The following is a 23,989-nucleotide window of genomic DNA, read 5'->3' on the forward strand; positions in this document are numbered from 1 at the left end:
GGTCTTCCTCTCAGTTTAACCTCTAGCGCGATCGCCATCCCCGAATCTTCTCCTATTGTTAAACAAATTGTTAAGCAAGAAGCCCCCAGACAGATGAATTATGTTGATTACACCTTTTATCAGCAGGTCGTGCAAAAAACCGTCGCCATGGTTTCCAACGCGCGATCGCAGACCTTAGCCCAGCAATTCGGGTTAAATATCCTCAACGTCACTTGGGAGGATACAGGACGCTACAATAACTCTGCGGTTGGACCGAATATTAGCGATATGACCATTCAAGTACAACAGCACAATCCCCGCACAGATGAATATCAACTGCACTTAATGCCCGTCATTCGGCATCCCAATTTTACCGACAAATCCGCCGATATTCCCCTCGATCGCTTCTTTCTCCTCGCAGGTAATGAAAAAGGACAATCCTTACAAAAAGTGTCCTTACGAGAACTTTTAGGCAATCTGCGCGGTTATTTAAACCAGCCGGACTCTTGGAACAGCAGAAAAACATCCTTACTCGCCGATCGCGATACTCATGTTCTGGTTTCTGCCCAAGCCTGTTTTCTCCCCATTCCCCGAGACGGGAAAGCTGAATTTAATCCCGTTTTGTTCAATTATCAATCCTATGAGGGAGATCCCGCCGTTCTCACCATTTTAGCGACACGGGAAGGCACAAGTGTTACTGTTATTGATAATAAACGAGATGCTTTTGACGCAGGAGGAACTTGGGGACAGCGTTTATTTTTCAACCAAAACGGCGATCGGGCTAGTTTAACGGGTCAACGTCTCAGCGACTTTCAAACAGCAGAAGGATCGGAAAATACAACAACAGATCCCACCCCAGAAGCAGCAGGAGAAGAAGGGTTAAATATGGTAATGTTAATCCAAGTTCCCCTCAAACAGAAACAGCCCTTGCGCTTCGGATTGGGTGCTATGGACGATAATATGGTAATGTCTGAAGTTGCCCCTGAAAGCAGCGCCCGTAGCGACGTTGAGGCTGCCGTTATCGGTCACGGTGAAATTGAAGGACCCTTCACTGAAATTGACAATTTGGCGATCGAACGGGATCCAGATTTTCCCATCCGAGTCACGGTACAATTTTACAAAGCCACCAGTAACGGGGTTGTTTCCGAACAAGATCTGCGAGAGATTAAAGAACAGATCGATCGCGTCTATGCCGATGCAGACTATGTAGGCAGTTTAGTCGTTGATGGTGAGACAGGACGACCCACAGAATACGATGGTAATAAAGTTGAACCCCCGGACTGGTGGGATGCGTTTTGGCGCAGACATGAGGGCAATACGGGACAAACACGGGAAAAAGCGATAGAAATGTTGCGACGCTTATGGGGAGAAAATTGGCAACCGCGATCGCCCCAAGAACTGCAAGAAAAGTTAGATTCTTTGAATTGATGATTTTAGATTAACATCCTCCCCGCTCTAAAGAGACGGGGATTCCCCAAACAAATCCAACTGAATCCCTTAGCGATCGCGCCCTGTTTGGAGATTAGATGAAGCGATCGCTACAAATCAACAAGAGATTTTCATGATCAAAAAATCAATAAAGTAATCAAAATAGAATAAAACGTTAAAATGACTGCTAAAATCATATTCCACTTTAAACCAAGAAAATAACAATAAGGATGAATTAAAATTATGTTAATTGAGTTTCAGGTTGGCAATTTCTTGTCTTTTAAAAAAGTCGTTACTTTTAGCATGGTTGCCTCTGAAATTAAGAGCAAAGATTCGGATATTGATGAAAATAATGTCTTTTCAGTTGAAGAAGACTTAAGTTTATTAAAAACAGCAGTTATTTATGGAGCTAATGCAAGTGGAAAAAGTAATCTCGCCAAAGCATTTAGCTTTATGCAAAACTTTGTGATTAATTCTTCTAAAGAGATGCAAATTACAGATGAAATTGATGTTGAACCTTTTAGATTAAGTACAGAAACAGAGCAAAAAGCATCATTTTTTCAAGCTCGTTTTTGTTTAGATAAAAAAGTTTATCGATATGGTTTTAAAGTATCTCAAAAGAAAATCATAAAAGAGTGGTTGTACTATACACCTAATATTCAAGAATACAGATTATTTGAAAGAAGTAGAAATGGTTTTAAAATAAGTCCTAAATTTTTTAAGGAAGGTATAAACTTAGATGATAAAACTAAACCAAATTCTCTATTTCTTTCTGTTTCTTCGCAATTTAATGGTAAAGTTTCTACGCAAATTATAAGATGGTTTGCAAATTGTAGAACTATTTTTGGAGCAGGGAAATATGATAACTTATATAAACAATTTACCTTGCGAGCTTGTGAATATCCTCCAAGGAGAAAAGAAATTATTGAATTAATTAAAAATTTGGATTTATCCATTCAAGATATTGAAATTACTAAAGAAGAAATTTCTCCTAAAAATCTATTTGGTTCTAGAGAAAATTTAGTACAATCTTTGTTTTCTAAATCATTACATAATGAGTTTTTGATTCAAACATCTCACAAAAAATATGATAAAAATAATGAAATAGTTGGATTGGAAAAATTTGATCTTGAAAAAAATGAATCTGAGGGGACGAAAAAACTGTTTTACTTTTCCGCTCTTATTTTAAACGCTTTAAGAAATCGTCAAATTCTGATTGTAGATGAATTAGACGCTAGATTGCATCCTATTATTACGCATAAACTAATCCAGTTATTTAATTCAAATGATTATAATCCGAAATCGGCACAACTGATTTTCACAACTCATGATATAAATTTACTCAATCCCGATTTATTTGGAAGTAGACTGTTCAGACGAGATCAAATCTGGTTTACAGAAAAGAATACCATTGGAGCAACAGATTTATATTCTTTGGTAGAATATGATATTTCAGAAGATCGGGATTTTGAGTCAGATTATATTCGTGGAAGATATGGAGCAATTCCTTTAATTGGTAATCTTTTAAAACCTTTATATAATTAATTAAAAATGTCTAAAAAAAATAGAGATTTTAAACAAAGAAAAGTAAATAGACGACAGATTAGAAAAAGATTTCTTATTATTTGCGAAGGAGAGCAAACTGAACCTAACTATTTTAAGTATTTTCAACAAATAGGTAGAGATAAGCAAAAAGCCACGATCGATATTGAAATTCAAACTGCGTGTAACAAAGGAGGTGGAGTAGGAATAACAGTTGTAAAAGAAGCTATAAAGAAGAAGAAAAAAGATAGAACTTATGAAAAAGATGAAGTTTGGTGCGTTTTTGATAGAGATGCAAAGCCAGAAAATAAAAATCAGCACAACTTTAATGAAGCTATTCAATTAGCAAGTAACAATGATATCAATTTAGCAATTTCTAATGATGCTTTTGAATTATGGTATTTATTACATTATGAATATTATGAAAGTGCAACACATCGAAGCAACTTAAATGAAATGTTAAGTACAAAAACAAGATTGGGAGAGAAATATAAGAAAAATTCTCAAGATATGTATGATAAACTCAAAGATAAACAAGAAAATGCAATAAGAAATGCAAAAAAACTTTGGCAAAGCTATGCTAGAGATGAAAAATCAGATAGTTTGGATAATCTATCGGTAGAAGAAAAAATAAGAAGACATAATATGAATCCGTCAACGACTGTTTTTCAATTAGTTGAAACACTCAATAGAGTTATTTTTGAAGACAGTGATTAACTGAATAAAAATTATTCTGAATCAATTTCAAAGAAGACGAGCCAAAAAATTGAAATTAGTTCACCAAGGATAGTCCCTTGTCACTCCTTAAGATGATTGTGAGTAGTCTAAACGGATAGAAAGATTATGAGAACGGTTTAAATGACAAACAGCTTAATTAATTCTATACTTTTTAATAGTTTTCTTCTCTAGGAATTAGTAAATTTTCCCGATCGTCTCTAATATGGTTATATTGTTCTCGAACAAAATCGGAAATGTCTTCTATTTCTACAATCCATTCTCTGGCATAGCGAGAGAGAACTTCTCCTCGCAGTCCCAATTGAATCGCACGTCGTTCTAAACGATCGCCATTAGGTTGGCGATCGGGATCCCATTGTAAACGCACTAAAGACCTCTTGAGAGCCTGTTTCCATTCTTTTTGAGTTGCATATAGTTTAGGACTAAAATGAGAAGGTATAGCCAGAGACAGGATTTCATCAAATGCAGTCCGCTTGAGTTTAATGGCGAGAATCACTTCTTGACCGGGTTTTGTTCCCCATCCCGAACGATACATCATCCAGAGAAAGCTAGTTTTGATCCAACTCATGCGATCAAACTTAAAGGACTCACCCCCAAAATATCCTTGTTCTGCTGCAAAATGGCCGATCGCGGGATGATATGCTTGGTAGACAACAATTGATTCTTCATCGTATTGTGCCAAGATATGTCGCCCTGTTTTGGGTAAGCGATCGCAGCGATCGCGGTAGGATTCTAAAACAAAAACCATGCAATAAGACCAAAAAACAAAAAATATAGAGATGTTCTCAGGAACACCCCTATATACTTTAGCGCGATCGCCCTTTAGCTTCAGTTAGCAGCAACAGGTTCAGGAGAAGAAACCGGAATGCTACCATTTTTTCCCGTACCATTATTGGTTGGAGAAGTTACTTCTTCTTTTTGTTGTCGATGCCAAGATACCGTAGGCAAGATTTGTTGTTTATCAACTCGATTTTGATACTTTGTGGCAAAATTGAGCAAAGAATCGAGTAAAGACTCATCAAGAAGATGAGGTTTTAAGCCTAAATCAAGAAGTTTCGTGTTCTTGGCATTAAAATAATGTTCTTCCAATTCAACTCGAGGATTGGGAAGATTGTCAATTTTTACTTCCAAATCCATTTTAGCCGCCGCTTTCTTGACTTTCAACGCCAGATCGCCAACACTAAAAAGTTCCGTAAATTGGTTAAAGACACGGAATTGACCCGGTTCCGCAGGATTATCGATCGCCAATTTCATACAGCGTACTGTATCGCGAATATCCAACAAACCCCGCGTTTGACCGCCTTTTCCATAAACCGTTAAAGGATGTCCGATCGCCGCTTGAATACAGAAGCGATTCAATGCCGTCCCAAAGACACCATCGTAATCTAAACGATTGATGAGAAGTTCATCCATCGCCGTTTCTTCTGTTTTCACCCCATAAACAATACCTTGGTTGAGATCCGTTGCGCGAAGCCCCCAAATTTTGCAAGCGAAGTGAATATTATGGCTATCGTGAACTTTGGAAAGATGATAGAAACTACCTGGTTGTTTGGGATAAGGAAGGGTATCTTTGCGTCCGTTGTGTTCGATCTCGATATAACCTTCTTCAATATCAATATTGGGGGTACCGTATTCTCCCATCGTTCCCAACTTCACCAAATGGCAATCGGGAAAATCCTCCTTCATGGCATAAAGGATATTCAACGTTCCTACCACATTATTAACCTGGGTAAAAACAGCGTGTTCGCGATCGATCATCGAATAAGGTGCCGATCGCTGTTCCCCAAAGTGAACAATTGTAGTCGGTTCAAATTGCCGTAGGGATTTGCTTAAAAAATCATAATCGGTAATATCGCCAATAAACAGATCGATGGTTTTCCCCGTCAACTCCTGCCATCGTTGTAAGCGTTTTTGAATGGGGGCGATGGGGGTCAGGGTATCGACTCCCAACTTCGTATCCCAGTAGCGGCGACTTAAATTATCGAGAATGCCGACTTCGTATCCTTGATTAGAAAGGTGAAGGGCTGTTGCCCAACCGCAATAACCATCACCACCGATAACCAGAGCTTTCATATTATTTTTTCAACTTTATTTGCCAATACTGGGTAAATGTATCAGGTATTGAGACATCTTTGGAAGAGTTTGACCTGCTAACTCCTCTTCCCTCTTTCCGCTACTGCCAATTCTCGCTACTCTAGAGAAAGGAAAATGTTAGAGAAATAAAGATCGTGGCTTTTAAGATCGGGTTATTGGGTTTGGGAACAGTAGGGACGGGAACGGCGGAAATTTTGTTGAATCCAGCCGGACGCAATGCTTTACTGGGGGAGGTGGAAATTCACCGGGTGGGGGTTCGTTCCTTGGATAAACCTCGGGCGATCGCGCTACCGCCAGAGATTGTGACGACGGATGTTGAGGGTATTATAGAGGATCCCGAAGTTGATATTGTGGTGGAATTGATCGGGGGGATCGAACCGGCGCGATCGCTGATCCTCAAGGCGATCGCCTCGGGTAAGCACGTGGTAACGGCAAATAAGGCGGTAATTGCCCGTCATGGGGATGAGATTTACACGGCGGCGAATAAGGCGGGGGTATACATTCTCCTAGAAGCGGCGGTTGGGGGAGGAATCCCCATTCTACAGCCTTTAAAACAATCCTTGGGTGCTAACCGCATTCAGCGCATCACGGGCATTATTAATGGGACGACCAATTATATTTTGACCCAGATGAAGGAAGCGGGGCGGGATTTTGCGGATGTTCTGGCTGAAGCGCAACAGTTGGGCTATGCGGAAGCGGATCCTACGGCAGATGTAGATGGTTTTGATGCTGCGGATAAGATTTCCATTTTGGCTTCTTTGGCCTTTGGCGATCGCATTCGCTACGAAGATATCGAACGGGAGGGCATTCGTCAAATTAACACCACCGATATTACCTATGCCGATCGCCTGGGGTTTGCCATTAAATTGCTGGCGATCGCCCAAAAGGACAGCCATACTCGCAACAGTTTGCAAGTGCGGGTGGGTCCCACTCTCGTTCCCTATAAGCACCCCCTCGCGAGTGTTAATGGGGTATATAACGCCATTTTCGTTGAAGGGGATCCTTTGGGAGAGGTGATGTTTTATGGCCCAGGTGCGGGGAAAGGGGCGACGGCGAGTGCGGTTGTTGCAGATATTCTCAATATTGTGGCGTTATTGAAAAGTATTGATACGAGTAAAGGCGTTCATCCCCTTTATGGCTGTTTCCATCAAGATTATGCCACAGTTACGCCGATTGAGGAGTTAGAAACCAAATTTTACGCCCGCTTTTTGTGCGGCGATCGCCCTGGGGTTTTGGGGCATTTGGGGACTTGTTTTGGCAATAATGGGGTCAGTTTGGAATCTCTCGTGCAAATTGGCTTTCAAGGCGATCGCGCGGAGGTTGTGGTAGTAACTCACGATGTGCGGGAGGGCAATTTCCATCGGGCGATCGATGCTATTCATCAATTCGAGTCTGTGGATGATATTAAGGTAGCCAGTATTTTACGGGTGTTTTAATGGATAGAGTTATGGGCTTTTATATCTGCAAAAGACGAATGCTCTCGATGATTAAAAGTGTTGCCCAGACTATAATGCTGAGACCTGCGGCTGCTGCGGCAATATCTTTGATCGTTCGTATGCGATCGTTATAATTAGGCTCCACAAAATCGCACAAAACCTCGATCGCGCTGTTATATAGCTCGGAAATCAACATTAACCCCATCGCTAATAATAGCAAGCTAAAGTCTACCCATTGCCGTAAAAAGAAAGCAATTCCTAAAACAGGGACTGATAAAATTACTTTATAAGCAACGCTGAAGTCAGTAGCTACTGCAACATGAAGACCGGACAAGATTACTTTAACCTTCCGGATGGGATGGTAGCCTGACGAACGAAATCGATTAGACATGGCTGAGGTGTAAAGGCAGGATATCCCAATTTTACACCCGGTTCTTGTGCGGCGATCGCCCAGGAGTTAAGGTTGCCAGTATTTTACGGGTGTTTTAGCAAAGAAGGGCGATCGGTTCTTCCACCGCGCTGCAAAATGGAAGGGACAAATATGAATGCGGTGGTGGTGGAATTTATTGAAAAATATGTTCAAGAAAAGAGCGAGAAACAATGACGAATAGTTTGTGTGACCGTGTAGCTTCTGATGACCACTCGTTTCTTAGTTGTATGGCAGTAAATAATTTTGGTACAATTCAAAATTATTTACTTATTTAAGCTATGAACAGGTCATCACTCAATCGAAACCTTTTTAGATATGCGATTGGAATTTTGATACTGCTTTGCATACTTCTTGTTGCTGTAGAAGTGTTTTATGTTCAGCCTCAAACTGCTCAAGATAGAGCAAGTTTTATTACGACAATTGGGAGCGTAGTGGGGGGATCAGCACTGCTGATTGGTTTATTCTTTACTTGGAATCAGCTTCAAATAACATTAGATAGCCAAATTACTGATCGACTTTCTAAAGCAGTCGAGCAAATTGGATCTGATAATTTATCGGTCAGGATTGGTGGCTTATACGCTTTGGAAAGAATTGCAATTGATTCAGACCGAGATATTTTAAACATTGTAGAGATTCTTTGTGCATTCATTAGAGTTAACAGCCCTTCAGAATTCATAAATCGTGGTGTTTTTGCTACTGCCAACGAGCAATATTTAAGTCAAGAACAATTGGATAAGATTAGGCAGATGATTTTTAATCCCCCTCGACCTAAAGAAGATATACAAGTCTGTTTGCAAGTCATTGCAAACTTAGTGAGTCAAAAACATATTTCTAAGGATGAGTTTACACAATTAAAATTAAATCTATCTGGTGTTAATTTAATCGGAGCATACATACCTGAAGGATTAGGGCTGACAAACTTTTTTCTAGACAAATCCAATCTTGATTTTTTTTGTGCGCCAAAAGGAAGAGATTTAACAGGGATAAGAGCAAATTCAGCAAATTTGAGAGGATCAAGGTTAAATGGAGCTATTCTTAAAAATGCCGATTTGAGTTCCTCCTTCATAGAAGGAGGAATTTTAACTGAGGCTATACTTGAAGAATGTCGTTTTGTTGATTCTCGCCTTGATGATGCCATGTTAGTTGGCGCAAGGGCGAAAAAAGCTAGTTTTAACAAAGCTCGTTTAGTAAAAGCAAAACTTTGGGATGCAGATCTATCAGATGTGGATTTTCGGTTTGCTAAAATGCAAGGTGCAGATCTTAAAAAGACTAATTTAACTCAAGCAGCTATTGATTGTGCTGATTTGCAAGAAGCAGATCTAGAAGGTGCGATTCTCAAAGGAACAAAATTATATAAAACCAACTTACGAAATGCAAAAAATTTAACGAAGGGGCAACTCAGTCAAGCACTACTTTGTCAAACAATACTACCTGATGGCACAACCTCAAATCGCGATTGTCAACAAATGGGTATTGTTTTGAAAGAATCAACCAATGAGGAGAAATGAGCGATTGTGCTTTGATTGATTGGGATTAATATAAAATGTTGATAAGAACAACAGTAAATATTAATAGGAATGGCTCCGTACTAAAGCGATCGCAGTCGGCGAAATTTTAATCTGGTATGTCATGTTTTTCTCGCAATTGTTGAAATGCCTCGTCTAAAAGCATTCCTTTTCCTTGCTCAAATTCGTCCAAACTTTTGCGAAGTCCAACCATTGATTCGAGTAATTCCATGCGTTCGAGTAAGCGTTGATAGCTTTCGGCTTCTTGAACGACAACGGCTGCTTTACCATTTACAGTAAGCACGATCGGAGATTGGGATTCTTTAAGGGTTGCCAGAAATGATTTAGCACTTCGTTGGAAATCTGAGAGGGGATGAATATTACGAAGATCGAAAGTCATAATTTTTGTGGGATCGCATTATTTTATGATAATTCTTTGAAACTTTTTTGTCGATTGAATCGCAAAGAAGCGATCGCACTCCCGACAACGCCGGACGAGATGCGATCGCCCTCAAAATTGATAGGATGGGAGAAACCACGGGAAACTCGCCATGTCTGTCAAAGTTGAAGAACAAAATCCAAAAACCCAATCTATTGAGGAGTTTGTCCCTTCGCCTCCCCCAACCAATTTAATATTTGACGACGGAGAACCCTTGGAAAGCAACCGCCATCGCATCGCCATCAATGTTTTAATCGAGTCCCTACACGAGGCATATCGCGAACGCGATGATTATTTTGCTGGGGGGAATATGTTCCTGTACTTCAGCCGATCGCAGGTCAAAAATAAGGACTTTCGCGGACCCGATTTCTTTGTGGTGCTGGATGTGGATGGAACGAGAGAGCGCCAAGGTTGGGTCATTTGGGACGAACAAGGACGCTATCCCGATGTCGTTATCGAATTATTATCCCCTTCAACTGCAAGTACGGATTTAGCAGAAAAAAGAGTTCTTTACGAGAGAACATTTCGCACGCGCAATTATTTTGTTTACGACCCTTTCGACCCCGAATCCCTACAAGGGTGGCGATTGGGTGCAAACGGACGTTATGAAGCATTAACGCCAAGCGATCGCGGTTGGTTGTGGTGTGACAATCTGGGGTTGTGGTTGGGAACATGGGAAGGAACAATATTGCGAGAGACGGCCTCTTGGCTGCGTTTCTACGACCCCGAGGAGAATTTGGTGCTTTTGGGAGAGGAACGAGAGCGAGAAAGAGCCGATCGCCTTGCTCAATTATTGATAGACAACGGGATCGAACTCCCCCATGATTAAACTCTTACAACCGCGATCGCACTGCTATGAAACAGCTATGCAATGCGATCTCACCCATTTCCCGATCGCAGCTTTGGGGTTAGCGATCTCCCACACATTACTCAAAAAGTTACGGTCATTAGCACAACAATACAAGCAAGTCATTTCAACTTGATGACTCTCAACGATCCGAGACAAACATAGATTTTTGTTTTGCGATCGCCTCAACTCTCCAAACTGAAAAGCGATCGCGCTATAATTAAAACCAATGTATTGTCAAACACGCTAAAATGACAACGATCGCAATTATTCCAGAATCGGACGATCGCACCGCAAAATATCGAGCCATCTGCGGCCAAAAACAAGCGATCGGTTCCACTCCCGGTCAAGCATTGGATAATATCGAACAACAATTAAATGATGCTGGAATTGTTCGAGATAGTGCAACCGCAATTATCTTGCATCGTACTCAAAGCGATCGCTTTTTCCCGTCCCAACAACACAAAAAATTACAAGATTTAATGGCTCGATTTCACGAGACCTCAGCCACGAGAAACGCTCTCTCAGATGGCGATCGACAAGAACTCGATCGCCTTGCAGAACTCGAACTAGAAGCAGCCATTCAGCGTTCTCAAAGTCTTCTCCAACAAATTCAAAGCGATACGAGGGATTGATCACGATCGCCTAATTCAACAAAAATAAACTCGGATCGACCTGGAGGAATTGACCTAAAATTTCAGCTTGTTCTCGGGCGATCGCACATTCTCCACTGATAATTTGAGAAGCAAGTTCTCGAGAACCAAAAACGCTTGCTAGATCGGATTGTTGTAAATTTCTAGCCTCCAGCAAATGAAGCAAGCGCGATCGCGGTGTTGAAACATTAAGTTTATAATTTTTCTCTTCAAAATCTTCAATTAGTTTTACTAAAAGTTCCAAAAAAGTATCTTCTTCTGGTGTTAAATGAGAGCGAGAGATAAGCTCCTCCACGACTGCGAGAAATTTTTCGTTATCTTCCTCTGTTTTGATAATTCGAGGCTGATGCTTAAGTAGTAAATCACTGTAAATTTTAGAATCAAAAGTAAGGGTCATTTTTCCGATTTTGAAGAAAAGCTAAACTATTTCTAATGTTTCAAATAATGGTAACTGATATTCCTTTCTTTCAGGGCCGATGATCTCATTTTGTAAATATCTAATATCAACCACTGCACCATAGTTAATAAAAATTTGATAAAATTGAGCATACTTTTTCCCCCAATAGATCATTGCACAGGACATAGGCGCACCTTTACCTATATTTTGACCATTTTCTAAGAATTTCAGGCGCGTATCGTACAAAAAACAGATTGCAGTTGCTTTACTAAAAACATTCTTTTTCCAATGTCCGGTATTGGTCGCCACGGGAACTAATGCTAAGACTTCAGAGCGATATTTTTGATGTGCTATAACGCATTTTTCCAGCCAGTTTTTGATTGTTGTCTTTCGTTTTTTATCCGATCCGTAAGGAGGATTAACATAAATTGTTGGATAATTCCATGATTCTTCTAAACCGTCGCGATCGGGCAATAAGTATTCTATTTCTGCTCCTACAATTGAATATTGATTGGAACAGGGATCGAGAGAAATTTTACCACCAAAAAAGTTTTTAACCGCATCAACATAAATTTTAGGTGTTCCCCAATGTTGATTCTGACTGTTTGTTTTTCTGCCTGCTGTCATTGTATTGCTTGTACTTCAACCAGATTTTTCCAACCAACTGGCTTGACAAAATGCGATCGCGTTATCATAGTATTGCAAAGCGATCGCATTTCCAAAACCAAATCGCCAACAATGTTAAGGCAATGTTAAGGCAAAAATCGCGTCACGATCGCGCCAACTTCTTTCCCCCAATGTTCTTGAGGATAATGTTTGGCTTCTGCTAATTTTTCCAGTTTAATATTGCTATTCGTATTAGCAAGACTCTCCACTGCATCAAGGGTTAACCAAGGATCACCTTCTCCCCAAATAATTTGCGTGGGTTTGTCCCATTCTGCTAAACCCTTTTCAATTTCCTCCATTGCTTTAGCCAGGCGAAGATTCTGTACTGTCGCAGTTAATGCCCTTCCGACATCAGATGCCTGTAAAAAAGGACGACGATAAATATCTAAATCATCATCTTGAATCACAAAACCGCTTCCTCCTTCCAGAGTGCGATCGATTAAAAGAGGGTCTTGGGTTAGCATATCCCCCACGTAGGGAATCCCCCAAGTTCGCATTTTCCAAGGTAGTTTGGCTTGGGTTGAAAGAGGTGTATTTAAAATCAATAAACTGGCGATGCGATCGCGATTTCGCAAAGCATATTGTAAGCCCACAGAGCCTAAAAATCCTTGCACAACTAAATGAATTTTATCCAGTTTCCAAGCATCAAATAACTTACCTAAAACTGCAATATAAGCATCGGGAGTGTAGGCAAAATTCCACTTTTCCGGCTTATCAGAAAAACCGTGACCGATCCAGTCTGGCGCGATCGCCCGATAACCGCGATCGGACAGCAGAGGCATCACAAACCGCCAACTATAACTTTGGGAAGGAATACCGTGCAATAAAACCACTGGGAGGCGATCGGTTTCTCCTTCGGGTTTCTCCTCCCGATAAAACCACTCCAGAGAACCAACAGCAATACTATCTTTGATTAACACTCTTTTTTTATTTTTCTGAATGGATGACATTATGGACAGAATACGCGATCGCGATCGCCAAATTTTTTCCCATTCCGTAAATTAACGAACAGATTTGCTAAGTTTGTTCGTAAATAGTAGATAAACCATTCTTTAAGTTTCGTTAACCGAGGAGGAAGGGCGTGAACGCAGCAGAACAGGTCAGAAGCGTCAAAGTTGCCAGCAAAATCGCCGCCGTGGTGAATTTGTTTAAGGCGGAGTTTCCCGATGCAAAGGCGGATCTCAAGCCTTGGCGCAATGACCCAGATACCCAAGAATGGTTAGATCCCGACTCCATCGATATTGGTTTCCACTTTCCGGGGTGGAGTCCTCGTTTCCAAGGTCGCAGTATTCTCGTACAAATTCGCTTTTATCAAGACCCCCTCGAAGACTCTTATGAGTTAATTGGTATGGAAACCGCCGCTTTTAATCATCAAGGGGAAGCCTGGCGACTCTCCACTATCGCTAATTGGCAGTTTGAAGGAAAATACCTCCCCGCTACAGATGTCGCGGAGAGGTTAAAAGGGTTTAGCCGTCAGGTTTTTGAGTTATTTAGGAATGGGTAATTCCCTGCACCGATCGCCGTTAAAGGGAAACTTTAACGGGGGTACGATTGGGTTTAACCTCAAAACCGACGGGTTGGAGAAGCGATCGCCCAGTCATTTCTTCCGGTTGCGGTAAGCCTAAAATTTCTAGGATAGTAGGAGCAATATCGCACAAACGCCCATCGTCTCGCAGTTGTACATCGGTGCCGTGACCGGGAATCTTCAGTTTTTCCCCTTCAATTAAAATAAACGGTACGGGGTTGGTGGTGTGCGCTGTCCAAGGTTTATGGTCTTCGTCCCACATATATTCTGCATTACCGTGATCGGCGGTAATTAACATTGTTCCTCCGGCTTTGCTAACGGCTTCCACGAGACGACCGAGACAGCGATCGACGGTTTCGATCGCCGTTAAAGCGGCTTCCATATTGCCCGTATGACCCACCATATCCGGGTTAGCGTAGTTCATCACGATGAGGGAGTAAATGCCCTTTTCTAGGGCAGCAGAGGCGGTATCCGTGACCAATTCGGCGGACATAGCGGGAGCCTTATCGTAGGTGGCCACCATTGGACTTTGAATCAGTTCCCGGTCTTCTCCTGCTACGGGGGTTTCTAAGCCACCATTGAAGAAATAGGTAACGTGGGGATATTTTTCCGTTTCAGCAGTGCGGAATTGTTTCAAGCCGCGATCGGCGATGACTTCCCCTAAAATATTGGTCAGGTTTTGGGGAGGGAAAGCAACAGCAACGGGAAAATGGGGATCGTATTGGGTAAAAGTGGCAAAATGCAGAGGTTGAATGAATTTCCGTTCAAAACTATCAAAATCTGGTTGAACAAAAACAGAGGTTAATTGGCGAGAACGATCGGGACGGAAGTTAAAGAAAATAATTCCATCCCCCGCTTCCACAGCACCGGGGGCAATTCGGGTTGGTGGTATAAATTCGTCCGTGATTTTCTTTAAGTAGAAATATTTAAGTGTTTCTACGGCAGTATATCCACTACCATCACCGTCGCCAGTAATAATGTTATAAGCCTTGCGGACGCGATCCCAACGGCGATCGCGATCCATTGCATAGTAACGACCGCTAATGGTGGCGATGCGGCCGACTCCAATGGTTTTAATGCTGTCTTCAATCTGTTGCAGGTAATTTGCGCCTTCTGTGGTCATAGTATCGCGACCATCGGTAAACGCATGGATACAAACATCGTCAATATCTTGAGCCTTGGCAATTTCCAGCAAGCCAATTAAATGATTTAGGTGAGAGTGTACGCCCCCATCAGAACAAAGTCCAAATAAATGTAATTTTGTTCCGGCTTTGCGTACCTTTTGGCAAATTTCGACTAAAGCGGGATTTCGCTGAATGGAACGATCTTCCACCGCATCAGAAATGCGAACCAGTTCTTGAGGTACAATGCGACCTGCACCAAGATTCAGGTGTCCGACTTCTGAGTTACCCATTTGACCCTCGGGTAAGCCAACATCTTTACCGGATGTGCGAATTAAGGTTTTAGGATAAGCCTCCCAGAGACTATCCATAATCGGGGTTTTCGCGACTTCGATCGCGTTTCCATCGCTTGCTTCGCGATAACCCCAGCCATCTAAAATGACGAGTACCGCAGGAGATACGGAAGAAAGAGATGAAGTTTTAGACATATTCGGACTTTTAACCTCTACACTTGTTAAGCCGTTTGGTTTCTGGACGTATTGCTCACTTGCTCGTTTAATCGGGTATTGGGATAAAGTAAGCACTTCTAGATTGTACCTTAATTCGCTCCTTCCTTCCTAGTTCTTTGCGATCGCGCTGACAAAACACGATCGGGGGAAGGATGTGAAAATATCGATCGAAAAGTTAAGATTGCGATCGCCGGTTGAAATTACTTGATTATTAAGATGCGATCGCGGTTTGAACTTGGTTGATTAATATATTAATTAAGCTCAAAAAAATTAACCTACATTTAATCTTTATACTTAATCATTAGTTCATCTTCACAGTCCAAAATAGTTAGAGTTTTTTTGAGCCGATCAAATTTGTGTTTGCTACTTAGCTTTGTGTCTATAAAATATGTTTCATTAAGGGAATTTGGTCTACTGCATTGTTGTGGGTCTTTTGTAATTCGTAGATATTCGCTTAAACTCGAAGTAAAGAAAGTTTCAGGTTGTAAATTAAACAAAATTTTCATTACTTCTAGATACAAATCTGTAACACTTGATATATCCAATTTGCGATCGAAAAAGATCGCATATTCTAATTTTTTACCTGTTGGCTCTTCTGCATCAAAAATATTGACATCAAAAACTATTTTTTCCTCAACTTCAACTTCCGGGAATATCCATATTTTCAAAAATCTTTCTTTAATAATTTCAAATCTCTTCTCAATCTCTTCTTTTCCCCATCGATCTATCTCCGTCAGATAGCGATTTAACCAAAGTCGGCTATATTTATAACCTTGCTCTTTACCATCAATATTCATATCTCGTTTAATCAGAAAAGGTTTGTTTCCCAGCTTGCCATTATTTCCCGATAGCGTAAGATTAGCGATTGTATTCACATAGTTTTCTCTAATTAAATTATATTCTTCTTTTCCTAAGTCAATTTTCCATTGCGGATCTGGATTTTGAGGAAAAATATGTTCTATTGTCAGACTATCATTGTCTTCTATTTTAACAGGTTCTTTATTTTCATAGTTTTCAAGTCTTTTTAGGAAATAAATTCTATTTTTTGATTGAACATCATACATATTTTTTTCTTTAAGAGCATGGAGAACCTCTGTATCTCTCGGAAATATTTGACTTCCTTTTTTCTTGGTTAGAGCGAATTGGATTGAAGGTAAATAATTTTCATGATTGACATCTTCATAAAGACGCATAAAAATTTGATTTAATGCACTTGGTGGTAGACCGATAATAAACCGTCTCCATGTAAAAGATTGAATGATTTCTAATACTCCAATAAATATTTTTTTTGAGATTAATTCCGTTGAATAATCATCATAAATTTTAAGTAAAAATGGATAAGTAACATTGATCTCTAGCTGCTTAATAAATTCTAGCTGAAGTCGAATATCTTTATCATTTTCCTTAGCTGGATTTAATAGCTTATTATAATATATGACAAATTTCTTGATAGATTTAAGATTTTTTTCTAATTCTTCAATCGTCGATATAGGATACTTATCTTTGAATTCCTGATAAACTTTATTTTTATTAGGAATCCTCTTATTTTCAAGCGTTAGATAGTCTCGGATGTAGTCAGAAACTCTACTTTCATTCTTTAATTCATCTTTTGCTAGTTGTTCTATATATTCCCAGTAGTTATCATAAATTTGATTTTGAGACTTTCGATTGAGTCTCATTAAAATATAGTTTCTGATAAGATCGGCTTGGGATAGTGCTAGACCTGTTGAGTTAAGACTTTCAAAAATTCTTTGCGGATCATCTTTTTCTCGTTCCAGAGAAATTTTAACGAACATTAATTTTTTTAATCCTTTACGAACAAATTCATAATTGTTCTCATTTATTTTGGTTTTAAAGTAATTAAAATTCTCGATTAATCGGGAAAAAGTATGATATTCTTCTTGAGGATCGTCACGGAGAAGATACTTTAAAGCACGATCGTTATTATCTGTCGGTCTTAATTTTAATTTTTCTTCATCATCTGCAAATTCATTAATCAGATAGGTTTTATTAATTTGATTTACCAAACGGTCATTTCCCAGTAATTTAGCAAGTCTATAGAGAACTAAATAAATTAACGTTACAGTTGTCAAGCGCTGCTGTCCATCAATTATGGTTAACTCTCTAATTCCTCCAGCAAAATAAACATCGTCATGAATATAAACAATACTGCCAATAAAATGAGCATTCAGATTGTCATCTTTTCCTAGTTCAAAAATATCATCTAAAAGCTGTCCACATTCTGAATACTTCCAATCGTAATTTCTTTGGTAAATGGGAATGACAAATTGCGTTTCATTCTGAGATAAGAATCGATCGAGCTTTTCTTCGGATGCTTTCATAATTAGCTGTAAGTAAAAAATAATTGTCTTTTCGTCGATTTGACTCTGATAAAATTTTCCAGTGCGATCGCATCGTCCCATCAGCAACAACAGCCAGATCCGTTGCATCCCCTAAACCCGCTTCATCCAGCTTTTCCCGTCCGTGTAAAACGATCGCCTTAGACATTCCCAACATTTACACTTGATGAGCCGTTTGGTTTAGGGGCGTATTGCTCACTTGCTCGTTTAATCGGGTATTTGGGATAAAGTAAGCACTTCTGGATTGTACCTTAACTCGTTCCTTCCTTCCCAGTCGAGGCGATCGCTCTGTATTCTGAGGGCGTGACGATCGCCGGAAGAAGAACTACACTGGATAGCGTAAACCCAATTGATTATAAAGAAAATCTAAAAAAGACACAAGCCAAAATGACTGGAAAGTAAGCGAGCAAAATTCCAGTAAACTCGATCTTTGCCATGAGTTTTAACACCTTCTTAATCTCATCTTAAAAAACTATTCAATCGATGAATATTTGCCTGCAATTGACGGATATCAAAATCATAAGGCCGCAAAGAACTCAGGTTACTTTTATCGCCTTGAGCTTGGGAGTTGTGCTTCTTTCTCTCTCAGCAATTTTGACCAAATCTCTGATGGCAGAATTACACCCAGAAGCCATTATTTTTAATCGTTTTTGGATTGCCAGTGTTGCCTTGGGCAGTATTTATTGTTTCCAAAACGCGATCGCCAAGAAGAATGGCAAAGAAATACTAACACAAGAGCCGTTAACATTACAGCATTGGTTGCTTTTAATGGGAGCAGGAATGTGTTTAGCTGGGACATTAATCACTTGGGCATTGTCTTTCGATCTGACAACAATTGCCCATTCTTGTTTGCTACACTATCAAAACCCGATTTTTACTACTCTTGGTGCTTGGTTGCTATTTGGCCAATCTTTCGATCGCAAATTTATACTCGGTTTAATCCTAACAATTACTGGAGCAAGTATCGTCAGTCTGGAAGATTTACAATTTCTCCAAGAATCGTTATTTGGCGATGGTCTTGCTTTATTTTCTGGGATTCTGTTCAGTGGAGAATTGCTGATTATTGGGAAACTTCGCGATAAACTTTCAACGTTAACTGTAACGCTGGGAGTTTGTTTTTTTGCGGGTTTGTTTGCCTTTCCTTTTGCCGTTTTTGATGCTGTTTTGCATGGGCATTCTCTCTTTCCCACTTCTCTATCGGGATGGGTTTTAGTTGTATCTTTGGGCTTCATTGTTCAAGTACTCGGTCATTTTTTATTTTATTACAGTCTCAAACAAGTCACATCTGGATTTGCCGCGATCGCCCTGATGCTAGATATTTCCATTAGTTCCTTTCTTGCTTGGATTATTTTTGCCGAACAATTGACGATGTTAGATCGGTTATCCCTGCCGATCCTCTTTTTAGGAATTTATTTAGCAAAATCAGGTGAAGGGGTGGAAAAATCAGAACAACTTCGAGAACAATCGGCGATCGCAAACTAAAGAAAAGATAAACAATCTACGGATTTCTCTGCGGACGATCAAATAATTAAGAGAACAAAAATTATTGCTCCAAAAATTATGATTGTTAAAACGCTTGCAGATTTAATTGGTACCGATCGAGATGTTGCTTGGGGAAATGGTCAAAGCCGTCGATTTTTATTAGAACGAGATGGTATGGGTTATACCGTCACCGATACAACAATTCTCGCCAACAGTGAATCTTTACTTGAATATAAAAATCATAAAGAGACTTGTTACTGTATCGAAGGATCGGGCGAAATTGAGGCAGATGGGGTCGTGTATCCTATTGAAGTTGGTTCTCTCTATGCCCTCGACAAACATGATAAACATTATCTCAGGGCAAAAACCAATATGCGCTTGGTTTGTATGTTTACACCTCCTTTGCAGGGAAATGAAGCCCACAATTTAGATGGAGAAAAGAGTTCTAATTACTGATTTTCCAGAAAGCGCACTCTCCGATCGCCTTGCCATTTAATCAAATCTGTAGGGCGATCGCTCAATTTAGCTTAGATGGAATTTCTAGCATAAAAAATAGCGATCGCATTATAAGCAGAATTTCCCGTCCTAACTCTCCAAAAACTTAACCAACTCTTCAACTTTGTCCCAAGCGGCACCACTTTGGAGAATTTCTCGCGCCTTTTCTACTCCTTTAGCATGATCTAAAAACGGTACAGCTTCCCCAACTTGCAACGCTAAAGAAGCATTTAAAGCCACCACATCTTGATGTGCTTGAGTACCTTTTCCTTGTAAAACATTGCGTAAAATCTCCGTATTTTCGGCAACTTCTCCCCCTCTTAATTGTTCCAGAGATGCCCGAGTAATGCCCAAAGACTGAGGATCGAGAATGTGCGATCGCATCGTCCCATCCGCAACAACAGCCAGATCCGTTGCATCCCCTAAACCCGCTTCATCCAGCTTTTCTCGTCCGTGCAAAACGATCGCCTTGGACATTCCCAACATTTGTAATGCTTCTGCCATTCTCGGCACAAACTGCCCGTCAAACACCCCAATAACTTGCCCCGTTGGCCGCAGAGGATTCACCAAGGGACCCAACAAATTAAAGACCGTCCGGACTTTTAAGGTTTTGCGAAAAGGGACAACTGCTTTCATAGCAGGGTGCCAACCTGGGGCAAATAAGAAAGTAATCCCCACCTCCGACAATGCCCCTCGAATCTTCTCTGGATGCGCCTTTAAATGCACTCCAAGGGCTTCTAAAACATCCGCAGACCCCACCTTACTCGAAGCGGAACGATTGCCGTGTTTCGCCACGGCAACCCCCCCAGCCGCACAAACAAAGGCCACGGCTGTGGAAATATTAAAGGTATGGGCCCCATCTCCCCCCGTCCCACAAGTATCGATAACCGGGCGATCGTGGGCGATCGCCTCTTGCTGCAAAGATTGAGCCTGCAAAACCTGTGCCATTCCTGCCAATTCTGCCGCCGATACCCCTTTGGCTTGAATTGCTGCTAAGATGGCACCGGAGAGAACCGCAGGAATCTCTTCTTTGAGCCAACCTTGCATCAATTGAGAGGCTTGATCTTGAGAGAGAGATTGGCGATCGAGAAGTTGTTGGAGAAAATCAGGCCAGTTTGTTTCTGTTGTCACGCTTTGTACCATTTTTTGTGTGAATTAAGTTGAGATAATAGGAGATGGGGCTTTACCCTTTTTTATTAAGCTCGATATGGCATAATTGCTGTTTAAGATACAAGGTTTGGGGTGCCAAATTGTTAAAATCATTCTGAATTTTTTTCGCGCTAACGCCTAACATCGCATGACCGATACCGTTCTTAACGTTCGTAACCTACAAGTTCAATTTTTCACAGAAGATAACTCCATTCTTGCTGTTGATGGCATTGATTTTAAAATCGATCGCGGTCAAACTCTTGGTATTGTTGGAGAATCTGGATCGGGAAAATCTGTGACTTCTTTAGCTATTCTCGGTTTGATTCCCTATCCAGGCAAAATTACCGAGGGAGAAATCTGGTTTTGTCCCGAATCTGGAGAGAATCCGATCGATTTACAAGCATTACCCGAGGAGAAACGGCGAGAATATCGCGGGGGGGCGATCGCCATGATTTTTCAAGAACCCATGTCCGCCCTTAATCCAGTCTATAACATCGGATTTCAACTCACAGAAGCTATTCGCCTACATCAAAAAGTTTCTCCTTCCGAAGCAAGACGAAGGGCGATCTTATCTTTACAAGAAGTTCGCCTTTTACCTTCTGATGAAGAGTTACAAGAAACCATTGTTGAAGAACGCAAAGAACAGGGAAGAGAAGCGATCGGGGAAGGGGATTTAATTAAGGAAGTTAACGAACGGAAAAGAGGGATTCTCAAGCGCTATCCTCACGAATTATCAGGAGGACAATTACAGCGAGTTACGATCGCCATGGCCATTTCTTGTAATCCCACTTTATTAATTGCTGACGAACCCACAACGGCGCTTGATGTAACCGTACAGGCTAGTATTCTAAACTTATTGCGAGACTTGTGTAAAGCGCGAAAAATGTCGATGATTTTTATTACCCACGATCTCGGGGTAATTGTGGAAGTCGCCGATCGCATAGCCGTCATGTATAAGGGGAAAATTGTCGAGGAGGGCGATCGCGATCGCATTTTTCATCATCCTCAACACCCTTATACCAAAGGTTTATTAGCTTGTCGTCCTCGCTTGGATATGAAGGTGGATTTTTTGCCTACTGTTGCGGATTTTATGGAAGTTGAAGCAGGAGAAAACGGTCAAATTATTATCCGAGAAAAGGAACACAATATTGTTGAACCTTCCCACCCAAAAACTCAAAAATCAAAACCGCAAATATCAAAACCGATACTCTCTGTCGATCGCTTAGTCGTCGGCTTTCCTTTAAAAAGTGTTTTTGGTTTAACCAAACAGTATTTTAAGGCAGTGAATGACGTTTCTTTCAAGGTTTATGAAGGAGAAACCTTGGGATTAGTGGGGGAGTCTGGCTGTGGTAAATCAACCTTAGCACGAACATTATTACGCCTCACGCCGGAATTAAAAGGAACGATTGTTTTTGCTGGAAATTCGATTACTAAAATTGCTAAAAAGCGCTTGCGTCATTTGCGAAGGGAGATACAAATTATCTTCCAAAATCCTTATAATTCTCTCAATCCTCGCTTGAGTGTTGGGAAGGCAATTATGGAACCGTTACAGGTTCATGGAATCGGAAAAAACGATCGCGATCGCCGCGATCGCGCTGCTTATTTATTAGAACGAGTGGGATTATCTGCTGATAATATGAAGTCCTATCCTCACGAGTTTTCTGGAGGACAACGACAGCGTGTTTGTATTGCAAGGGCTTTGGCACTTAACCCTAAGTTTATTATCTGTGATGAGTCGGTTTCAGCATTAGATGTATCTGTACAAGCGCAGGTTTTAAACTTATTAAAAGAGTTACAAACTGAATTTGGTTTGACCTATATTTTCATTTCTCACGATTTAAGCGTCGTTAAATTTATGAGCGATCGCATTATGGTCATGAATCGTGGCAAAATTGAAGAAATTGACCAAGCTGATGAGATTTACGAAAATCCTAAAACCGATTATACTCGTCAACTTATTGCCTCTATTCCTACGGGGGATTTTTAGGTGGAGGTTTAACTCGTTTTGCGACAAGAAAGCGATCGCCGATTTTGAAGCGGGTTATCTTAGCCAAACCGCGATCGATCTATGACTAGACGTTATTTTATCTTTTCTTTTTCAGCTAAATAATCAGTGACAATTTGAACAATTCGTTCGGAAGCATGACCGTCTCCAAAAGGATTAATTGCATTAGCCATGATTTCGTAGGCTGAGTTATTCTTTAATAGCCCAGAAGCGGCTTCGGCGATCGCCTTAGCATTCGTCCCTACTAATTTAGCCGTTCCCGCTTCCACCGCTTCAGGGCGTTCGGTTGTTTCCCGCAAAACTAAAACAGGTTTACCTAAACTGGGGGCTTCCTCTTGCAATCCTCCCGAATCTGTGAGAAGTAAATAGCACCGTTGAATCGCCCCCACCAGTTGGGCATAATCAAGAGGTTCTGTGAGAAAAACTCTCGGATGTTCTCCCAAGCGATTTTGAATAGGATTCCTAACAGTAGGATTGCGATGTAAAGGCAACAGCAAGGCTGTATCGGGAAATTCTGCTAAAATTTGCTCGAATCCCGACAAAATATCCTCTAAAGGTTTTCCCCAATTTTCTCGCCGATGGACAGTCGCCAGCAAGACCCGATATTTGTCCCAATCTAAGCCATTAATTGGACATTCAGGACGCGCTTTAGCCGCCCTTAAGAGTGCGTCAATTACAGTATTTCCCGTTTGATGAATAGCCCCCGTCACCCCCGATCGCCTTAAATTCTCCACAGCGAGGAGAGTTGGCGCAAAATGAATTTGACCAATTTGAGAAATTAAGCGTCGATTGGCTTCTTCTGGGTAGGGATTAAATAAATCGTCGGTACGCAATCCAGCTTCAACATGAGCAACGGGAATTTGTTGATAAAATGCAGCTAAGGCAGAGGTAAAAGCAGTAGTCGTATCCCCTTGTACTAAGACCAGACTGGGTTTGATTTCAAGGAAAATCTCCTCGAGTCCCCGCAACGTGCCGCAGGTAATATCTGTTAAACTCTGTTTAGGTTGCATGATATTGAGGTCGCGATCGGCTTGCAACTGAAATAACTGCATGACTCGATCCACCATTTCTCGATGTTGTCCAGTGAGGATCGTGTAAGTTTTTAACGGCGAAAAAGTCCGAAATTGCTGGATAACCGGGGCGAGTTTAATCGCTTCGGGTCGCGTCCCGAGAATGATACAAATTGACATAG

At 40.8% G+C, this 23,989-nt stretch carries 23 protein-coding genes and 2 pseudogenes; 13 read left to right on the forward strand and 12 right to left on the reverse strand.

What is annotated here, in order from left to right:
* Positions 1-93: 93 nt before the first annotated feature.
* The 3 genes from JUI58_RS20970 (at position 94) to JUI58_RS20980 (ending at position 3,666) form a co-directional block, all read left to right on the forward strand.
* Positions 94-1,407 carry a hypothetical protein gene (locus JUI58_RS20970; RefSeq protein WP_348539947.1) on the forward strand — a complete coding sequence of 438 codons (1,314 nt, stop codon included), beginning with the start codon at positions 94-96 and terminating at the stop codon, positions 1,405-1,407.
* A gap of 243 nt (positions 1,408-1,650) precedes the next feature.
* Positions 1,651-2,952 carry an ATP-binding protein gene (locus JUI58_RS20975; RefSeq protein ID WP_204105768.1) on the forward strand — a complete coding sequence of 434 codons (1,302 nt, stop codon included), beginning with the start codon at positions 1,651-1,653 and terminating at the stop codon, positions 2,950-2,952.
* A 6-nt stretch (positions 2,953-2,958) separates the two neighbouring features.
* On the forward strand, positions 2,959-3,666 hold the full coding sequence (locus tag JUI58_RS20980; RefSeq protein WP_204105769.1) for an RloB family protein: 708 nt from the start codon (positions 2,959-2,961) through the stop codon (positions 3,664-3,666).
* A gap of 172 nt (positions 3,667-3,838) precedes the next feature.
* Here JUI58_RS20980 and JUI58_RS20985 read toward each other — a convergent pair whose 3' ends face one another.
* Together JUI58_RS20985 and JUI58_RS20990 are read right to left on the reverse strand one after the other, a co-directional pair.
* Positions 3,839-4,432: a DUF4291 domain-containing protein gene (locus JUI58_RS20985; RefSeq protein WP_204105770.1), complete on the reverse strand. Its 594-nt coding sequence runs from the start codon at positions 4,430-4,432 to the stop codon at positions 3,839-3,841.
* A gap of 173 nt (positions 4,433-4,605) precedes the next feature.
* Positions 4,606-5,757: pseudogene (locus tag JUI58_RS20990) on the reverse strand (NAD-dependent epimerase/dehydratase family protein); the annotation flags it as partial.
* Between the two features lie 155 nt (positions 5,758-5,912).
* Between JUI58_RS20990 and JUI58_RS20995 the strand changes: the two are divergent.
* Entirely contained in the window at positions 5,913-7,214 is a 1,302-nt protein-coding gene (locus JUI58_RS20995; RefSeq protein WP_348539944.1) for a homoserine dehydrogenase, read from the forward strand.
* A gap of 19 nt (positions 7,215-7,233) precedes the next feature.
* Here JUI58_RS20995 and JUI58_RS21000 read toward each other — a convergent pair whose 3' ends face one another.
* A complete protein-coding gene (locus JUI58_RS21000) occupies positions 7,234-7,605 on the reverse strand; it encodes a diacylglycerol kinase (RefSeq protein WP_204105772.1) in 372 nt (123 codons plus the stop codon).
* 72 nt (positions 7,606-7,677) lie between these two features.
* On the opposite strand from JUI58_RS21000, the gene JUI58_RS21005 reads away from it, so the two are divergent.
* Entirely contained in the window at positions 7,678-7,818 is a 141-nt protein-coding gene (locus JUI58_RS21005) for a hypothetical protein (protein WP_204105773.1), read from the forward strand.
* A gap of 104 nt (positions 7,819-7,922) precedes the next feature.
* Positions 7,923-9,152 carry a pentapeptide repeat-containing protein gene (locus tag JUI58_RS21010; RefSeq protein WP_204105774.1) on the forward strand — a complete coding sequence of 410 codons (1,230 nt, stop codon included), beginning with the start codon at positions 7,923-7,925 and terminating at the stop codon, positions 9,150-9,152.
* Positions 9,153-9,258: 106 nt separating this feature from the next.
* Here the strand turns inward: JUI58_RS21010 and JUI58_RS21015 are convergent, their stop codons facing one another.
* Positions 9,259-9,549 carry a type II toxin-antitoxin system Phd/YefM family antitoxin gene (locus JUI58_RS21015; RefSeq protein WP_204105775.1) on the reverse strand — a complete coding sequence of 97 codons (291 nt, stop codon included), beginning with the start codon at positions 9,547-9,549 and terminating at the stop codon, positions 9,259-9,261.
* A 151-nt stretch (positions 9,550-9,700) separates the two neighbouring features.
* Here JUI58_RS21015 and JUI58_RS21020 point away from each other — a divergent pair, with 151 nt between their 5' ends.
* From JUI58_RS21020 to JUI58_RS21030, 3 genes are all read left to right on the forward strand, one after another.
* The gene (locus tag JUI58_RS21020; RefSeq protein ID WP_204105776.1) at positions 9,701-10,417 is read left to right on the forward strand and encodes a Uma2 family endonuclease; all 717 of its coding nucleotides are present in this window, start codon (positions 9,701-9,703) and stop codon (positions 10,415-10,417) included.
* Positions 10,410-10,571 (forward strand): hypothetical protein, encoded by a 162-nt coding sequence (locus JUI58_RS21025; protein WP_204105777.1) that lies wholly within the window; start codon positions 10,410-10,412, stop codon positions 10,569-10,571. The genes JUI58_RS21020 and JUI58_RS21025 overlap by 8 nt, the downstream gene beginning before the upstream one ends.
* 115 nt (positions 10,572-10,686) lie before the next feature.
* On the forward strand, positions 10,687-11,070 hold the full coding sequence (locus tag JUI58_RS21030; protein ID WP_204105778.1) for a hypothetical protein: 384 nt from the start codon (positions 10,687-10,689) through the stop codon (positions 11,068-11,070).
* 10 nt (positions 11,071-11,080) lie between these two features.
* Here the strand turns inward: JUI58_RS21030 and JUI58_RS21035 are convergent, their stop codons facing one another.
* The 3 genes from JUI58_RS21035 to JUI58_RS21045 form a co-directional block, all read right to left on the reverse strand.
* Positions 11,081-11,485, reverse strand: coding sequence for a transcriptional regulator (locus JUI58_RS21035; RefSeq protein WP_204105779.1), 405 nt, complete (start codon positions 11,483-11,485; stop codon positions 11,081-11,083).
* A 21-nt stretch (positions 11,486-11,506) separates the two neighbouring features.
* On the reverse strand, positions 11,507-12,112 hold the full coding sequence (locus tag JUI58_RS21040) for a DNA N-6-adenine-methyltransferase (RefSeq protein WP_204105780.1): 606 nt from the start codon (positions 12,110-12,112) through the stop codon (positions 11,507-11,509).
* A 125-nt stretch (positions 12,113-12,237) separates the two neighbouring features.
* Positions 12,238-13,101 carry an alpha/beta fold hydrolase gene (locus JUI58_RS21045; RefSeq protein WP_239121622.1) on the reverse strand — a complete coding sequence of 288 codons (864 nt, stop codon included), beginning with the start codon at positions 13,099-13,101 and terminating at the stop codon, positions 12,238-12,240.
* 131 nt (positions 13,102-13,232) lie between these two features.
* On the opposite strand from JUI58_RS21045, the gene JUI58_RS21050 reads away from it, so the two are divergent.
* The gene (locus JUI58_RS21050; RefSeq protein ID WP_204105781.1) at positions 13,233-13,655 is read left to right on the forward strand and encodes a hypothetical protein; all 423 of its coding nucleotides are present in this window, start codon (positions 13,233-13,235) and stop codon (positions 13,653-13,655) included.
* Positions 13,656-13,674: 19 nt separating this feature from the next.
* Here the strand turns inward: JUI58_RS21050 and gpmI are convergent, their stop codons facing one another.
* From gpmI to JUI58_RS27895, 3 genes and pseudogenes are all read right to left on the reverse strand, one after another.
* Positions 13,675-15,285 (reverse strand): 2,3-bisphosphoglycerate-independent phosphoglycerate mutase, encoded by a 1,611-nt coding sequence (gene gpmI, locus JUI58_RS21055; protein ID WP_204105782.1) that lies wholly within the window; start codon positions 15,283-15,285, stop codon positions 13,675-13,677.
* 302 nt (positions 15,286-15,587) lie between these two features.
* Positions 15,588-17,648 carry a DUF262 domain-containing protein gene (locus tag JUI58_RS21060; RefSeq protein ID WP_204105783.1) on the reverse strand — a complete coding sequence of 687 codons (2,061 nt, stop codon included), beginning with the start codon at positions 17,646-17,648 and terminating at the stop codon, positions 15,588-15,590.
* A 43-nt stretch (positions 17,649-17,691) separates the two neighbouring features.
* A pseudogene (locus JUI58_RS27895) lies at positions 17,692-17,820 on the reverse strand (anthranilate phosphoribosyltransferase); the annotation flags it as partial.
* A 329-nt stretch (positions 17,821-18,149) separates the two neighbouring features.
* On the opposite strand from JUI58_RS27895, the gene JUI58_RS21070 reads away from it, so the two are divergent.
* Complete coding sequence (locus tag JUI58_RS21070; RefSeq protein ID WP_204105785.1) at positions 18,150-19,148, forward strand: DMT family transporter; 999 nt, start codon at positions 18,150-18,152, stop codon at positions 19,146-19,148.
* Between the two features lie 78 nt (positions 19,149-19,226).
* Entirely contained in the window at positions 19,227-19,604 is a 378-nt protein-coding gene (locus JUI58_RS21075) for an ectoine synthase (RefSeq protein ID WP_204105786.1), read from the forward strand.
* A 129-nt stretch (positions 19,605-19,733) separates the two neighbouring features.
* Here the strand turns inward: JUI58_RS21075 and trpD are convergent, their stop codons facing one another.
* Complete coding sequence (gene trpD / locus JUI58_RS21080; protein ID WP_204105787.1) at positions 19,734-20,786, reverse strand: anthranilate phosphoribosyltransferase; 1,053 nt, start codon at positions 20,784-20,786, stop codon at positions 19,734-19,736.
* Between the two features lie 154 nt (positions 20,787-20,940).
* On the opposite strand from trpD, the gene JUI58_RS21085 reads away from it, so the two are divergent.
* Complete coding sequence (locus JUI58_RS21085; protein WP_204105788.1) at positions 20,941-22,779, forward strand: ABC transporter ATP-binding protein; 1,839 nt, start codon at positions 20,941-20,943, stop codon at positions 22,777-22,779.
* A gap of 92 nt (positions 22,780-22,871) precedes the next feature.
* Here JUI58_RS21085 and wecB read toward each other — a convergent pair whose 3' ends face one another.
* Positions 22,872-23,987: a UDP-N-acetylglucosamine 2-epimerase (non-hydrolyzing) gene (wecB, locus tag JUI58_RS21090; protein WP_204105789.1), complete on the reverse strand. Its 1,116-nt coding sequence runs from the start codon at positions 23,985-23,987 to the stop codon at positions 22,872-22,874.
* Positions 23,988-23,989 lie beyond the last annotated feature (2 nt).

Source organism: Spirulina sp. CCY15215 (assembly GCF_016888125.1).
GTDB lineage: Bacteria > Cyanobacteriota > Cyanobacteriia > Cyanobacteriales > Spirulinaceae > CCY15215.

Excerpts from the sequence above, each read along its gene's own strand:
- JUI58_RS20970 (WP_348539947.1), top strand. The coding sequence starts at position 94 with ATGAATTATGTTGATTACACCTTTTATCAGCAGGTCGTGCAAAAAACC.
- JUI58_RS20975 (WP_204105768.1), top strand. The coding sequence starts at position 1,651 with ATGTTAATTGAGTTTCAGGTTGGCAATTTCTTGTCTTTTAAAAAAGTC.
- JUI58_RS20980 (WP_204105769.1), top strand. The coding sequence starts at position 2,959 with ATGTCTAAAAAAAATAGAGATTTTAAACAAAGAAAAGTAAATAGACGA.
- JUI58_RS20985 (WP_204105770.1), bottom strand. The coding sequence starts at position 4,432 with ATGGTTTTTGTTTTAGAATCCTACCGCGATCGCTGCGATCGCTTACCC.
- JUI58_RS21000 (WP_204105772.1), bottom strand. The coding sequence starts at position 7,605 with ATGTCTAATCGATTTCGTTCGTCAGGCTACCATCCCATCCGGAAGGTT.
- JUI58_RS21010 (WP_204105774.1), top strand. The coding sequence starts at position 7,923 with ATGAACAGGTCATCACTCAATCGAAACCTTTTTAGATATGCGATTGGA.
- JUI58_RS21015 (WP_204105775.1), bottom strand. The coding sequence starts at position 9,549 with ATGACTTTCGATCTTCGTAATATTCATCCCCTCTCAGATTTCCAACGA.
- JUI58_RS21020 (WP_204105776.1), top strand. The coding sequence starts at position 9,701 with ATGTCTGTCAAAGTTGAAGAACAAAATCCAAAAACCCAATCTATTGAG.
- JUI58_RS21025 (WP_204105777.1), top strand. The coding sequence starts at position 10,410 with ATGATTAAACTCTTACAACCGCGATCGCACTGCTATGAAACAGCTATG.
- JUI58_RS21030 (WP_204105778.1), top strand. The coding sequence starts at position 10,687 with ATGACAACGATCGCAATTATTCCAGAATCGGACGATCGCACCGCAAAA.
- JUI58_RS21035 (WP_204105779.1), bottom strand. The coding sequence starts at position 11,485 with ATGACCCTTACTTTTGATTCTAAAATTTACAGTGATTTACTACTTAAG.
- JUI58_RS21040 (WP_204105780.1), bottom strand. The coding sequence starts at position 12,112 with ATGACAGCAGGCAGAAAAACAAACAGTCAGAATCAACATTGGGGAACA.
- JUI58_RS21045 (WP_239121622.1), bottom strand. The coding sequence starts at position 13,101 with ATGTCATCCATTCAGAAAAATAAAAAAAGAGTGTTAATCAAAGATAGT.
- gpmI (WP_204105782.1), bottom strand. The coding sequence starts at position 15,285 with ATGTCTAAAACTTCATCTCTTTCTTCCGTATCTCCTGCGGTACTCGTC.
- JUI58_RS21060 (WP_204105783.1), bottom strand. The coding sequence starts at position 17,648 with ATGAAAGCATCCGAAGAAAAGCTCGATCGATTCTTATCTCAGAATGAA.
- JUI58_RS21070 (WP_204105785.1), top strand. The coding sequence starts at position 18,150 with ATGAATATTTGCCTGCAATTGACGGATATCAAAATCATAAGGCCGCAA.
- JUI58_RS21075 (WP_204105786.1), top strand. The coding sequence starts at position 19,227 with ATGATTGTTAAAACGCTTGCAGATTTAATTGGTACCGATCGAGATGTT.
- trpD (WP_204105787.1), bottom strand. The coding sequence starts at position 20,786 with ATGGTACAAAGCGTGACAACAGAAACAAACTGGCCTGATTTTCTCCAA.
- JUI58_RS21085 (WP_204105788.1), top strand. The coding sequence starts at position 20,941 with ATGACCGATACCGTTCTTAACGTTCGTAACCTACAAGTTCAATTTTTC.
- wecB (WP_204105789.1), bottom strand. The coding sequence starts at position 23,987 with ATGTCAATTTGTATCATTCTCGGGACGCGACCCGAAGCGATTAAACTC.